This is a genomic window from Carnobacterium sp., assembly GCF_032094055.1.
Taxonomy (GTDB): Bacteria; Bacillota; Bacilli; order Lactobacillales; family Carnobacteriaceae; genus Carnobacterium_A.
In genome coordinates this window covers 1641-5285 of sequence record NZ_DAMDAK010000004.1, presented here as the reverse complement: position 1 = coordinate 5285, position 3645 = coordinate 1641, and the positions used below count along the sequence as shown (strand labels likewise).

General features: G+C 38.4%; 2 protein-coding genes. One reads left to right on the top strand and one right to left on the bottom strand.

The window, feature by feature from the left end:
- Positions 1–2206, bottom strand: a 2206-nt coding sequence (locus RT405_RS01160; RefSeq protein WP_313466863.1) for an HAD-IC family P-type ATPase, incomplete at its 3' end; no start/stop codon positions are given.
- A gap of 598 nt (positions 2207–2804) precedes the next feature.
- Here RT405_RS01160 and RT405_RS01155 point away from each other — a divergent pair.
- On the top strand, positions 2805–3645 hold an 841-nt coding region (locus RT405_RS01155; protein WP_313466862.1), incomplete at its 3' end, for a glycoside hydrolase family 1 protein.

Below are 3645 nucleotides of genomic sequence, written 5' to 3'. Positions count from 1 at the left end.
GAGCCATAACATCCGGTTCGCCTTTTTCCATTCCTAAAGCAATAGCAGGAACTGAGTCATTGACTAAGTTGATAAACAATAGTTGCAAAGCAGTGAAGGGGTTGACCCAATCCATAATCAACGCAGCGACAATTGCGATGATCGCACCCAGATTACCAGCAAATAAATAAGCGATTGCTTTTTTTATATTGTCATAAACGTTTCTTCCCACCTCAACAGCATTGATGATAGAAACGAAGTTATCATCAGTTAAGACCATGGCAGCAGCGTCTTTGGCTACGTCTGTTCCGCTTCCCATCGCGATACCGATATCGGCTTGTTTTAGAGCTGGAGCATCATTAACCCCATCACCAGTCATTGCAGAAACTTTATTTTTGTCTTGCCATGCCCGTACGATACGAATTTTATTTTCTGGAGAAACACGTGCATAAACAGAGATTTTTTCTAATTTAGCATGTAATTCTTGTTCAGTTAAAGCATCTAATTCCTGACCAGTTAAAGCGATATCGCCTTCTTCAGCAATTCCGATGTCACGTGCAATAGCTCGAGCAGTTGTTTTATGGTCACCTGTAATCATAACGGTCTTGATTCCAGCTTTTTTTGCTTCCTCAACAGCTCCGTAAACGGCCTCACGAGGAGGATCGATCATCGCCATAATTCCTACTAAAATCAAGTCATTTTCATCTTCAAAACGAATCGTTGAATCTTCAACTGGTTTATAAGCAAAAGCTAAGACCCGTAAAGCACGATCTGAGAACCCTTCGTTTTTATCTTGCATTTCTTTTAAACGTTCTTCTGTTAAAGGAAGGACTTCCCCGTTGACCAGGACTTTATTACTGCGCCCGAAAACAACATCTGGACCACCTTTAGTCAGCATCAAACGTTGCCCGTCAATTAGGTGAACGGTTGACATCAGCTTACGGTCGGAATCAAAAGGCAACTCAGCTTCACGTGGGTAACGTTCACGCAATTCAGTGTAGGGCTGGTTGAGTTTATTGCTGAAAGCCACCATTGCGACTTCAGTAGGGTCGCCCAGTTCTTGTCCGTCTTCACTGATTGTAGAATCATTTGCTAAAACTGCAACTTGCATTAAGCGCTGTTCATCAATCGTCCAATCAGCAGGCTGATCATTGAATACACCAGATTGTCCATTTAATAAAAAGTAATCAACGATGGTCATTTTATTTTGTGTCAGAGTACCTGTTTTGTCTGTACAGATAACACTTGTAGCTCCTAAAGTTTCAACAGCCGGTAATTTGCGGATGATCGCATGGCGTTTAGCCATTTTATTGGTTCCCATTGAAAGAACGATCGTAACGATCGATTGTAAGGCTTCAGGAATCGCAGCAACCGCTACAGCTACGGCAAACATAAAGGCATTCAACATATCTGTGCTGATATTAGTTGAGCCATCGAAATAAATTCGAGCTGCTTCAATGATAAAAATTAAGATCGATAAAATTAGAATCCCAATTCCTAATTGCTTACTGAACTCGTCTAGTTTCTTTTGCAGTGGAGTTTGTTTTGCCATTGCATTTTCAAGTAAATTGGCAACTTGGCCGATTTCAGTTTGGTTTCCTGTTTTAGTAACAACAAAAACACCTCGTCCATAAACAACAAGTGTACCGCTGTGGACCATATTAGAACGATCTCCGATAGGTACGGTGTTTTTCAAAGCAGCTGTGTCTTTGTCGGCAGGAACAGATTCTCCAGTCAACATTCCTTCGTCAACTTTCAACGAACCCGCTTCAATCAGCCGCCCATCTGCAGGTACATAGTCTCCTGCATCTAAAATAACAATATCCCCAGGGACTAGTTCTTTAGCAGGAATAGTTATTTTTTCGCCGCTTCGAATCACTTTAGCCATTGGTGCCGACATATTTTTTAAAGCATCTAATGATCCTTCAGCTTTTTTAGTTTGTACCACACTGACTACTGAATTAATCATCAAAACAGCAAAGATAATGATGGATTCAACGACAGATCCCATTAAAATTTGGATGACTGCCACGATTAGTAAGACGATGACCATAGCGTCTTTAAAGGTTTCAAGAAAAAGTTTCCAAATAGAATCTTTTTCTTTTGTTTGCAATTCATTATACCCGCTTTTTTCAAGCCGAGCCGCTATTTCAGTAGTTTCTAACCCATTTGGTGTACTGTTTAATTCAGATAAAACATTATTTTGTTCTTTTTGATAAAATTCCAAGTAAGACACTCCTTAATAGTATTTGAATAAGGGAAAGACTTTTTACATTTAGATACTGGCATATCGGTGATAGTTTTACAAAAAACTTCTTGCCTAGGTAGGATCAAATTGTTCCACAAATTTGAAAACAAGACAACTAGTCGGCAAAACAAGGTGTAAAACTATTTAAAAAAACGCACCAACACATTGCATTTTTATACCGGTATGGAAATACCTCCTTTGATAGTTTTTAGAAAAACGATAAAAAAAGAGACTTATGCAGAATTGCTTCTTTACAGAAACAATGTGCATAAGTCTCACAATTTAAGACAACACCAGTAAATTTTGCGAACTTACTTGTTGGTGATGTTGCCACAGCCGTTGCTGCCAGTTACTCCCTTATGTATGAAAATGGCTAACCTGTCGTTTTTCTTCTTACATAGTATATAATCTCTTAATAAATAAAGCAATAGAAAGTCTATTTTTTTTATTTGCTTTTAAAGTTAAATTTATGGAAGAAAAGCAAGGTAGCGGTTGTATTCGGTACCAATTAAATGTATACTTATTTTATCGTAATGTATAGACAATTAAAGAGAACAACGAAAAGGAGTGCGTTTGTATGAAATATCAATTCCCTGAGAACTTTTGGTGGGGTTCTGCTGCCAGCGGCCCGCAAACAGAAGGGATATATGAAGGCGATCATAAAGGACAAAACATTTGGGACTACTGGTATGAACAAGAACCGACTAAGTTCTTCAATCAAGTAGGGCCAGAAAAAACATCACGTTTTTATGAAAAATACAAAGAAGATATTCAATTAATGAAAGAAACAGGACACAATAGTTTCCGTACTTCCATTCAATGGAGCCGGTTATTCCCAGAAGGTACTGGTGAAGTCAACCAAACAGCTGTTGATTTCTATAATAATGTTATTGATGAGTTACTTGCTAATGAGATAGAACCTTTTATGAATTTGTACCATTTTGATATGCCGATGAATCTGCAAGAAAAAGGCGGCTGGTTAAGTCGCGAAACAGTAGAGGCTTATGTTCATTTTGCTAAGACTTGTTTTGAATTGTTTGGCGACCGTGTGGAAAAATGGTTTACACATAATGAGCCCATCGTGCCAGTTGAAGGTGGTTATCTCTATCAATTCCATTATCCTTTAGAAGTGAATCTGAAAAAAGCTGTGCAAGTTGGTTACCACGAAGCATTAGCAAGTGCAAAAGCTATCAAAATTTATCGTGAAATGGATCTTAAAGGAGAAATTGGGATTATTTTGAATTTAACGCCAAGCTATCCGCGTGATGAAAATAATCCGGAAGATGTTAAAGCGGCGGCAATCGCAGATGCTTTCTTTAATCGTTCGTTCCTAGATTCTGCCGTAAAAGGCCAATTTCCACAAGATTTAGTAGATTTATTACGTGAAATTGATCATCTTCCTGAAATAGAACCTGAAG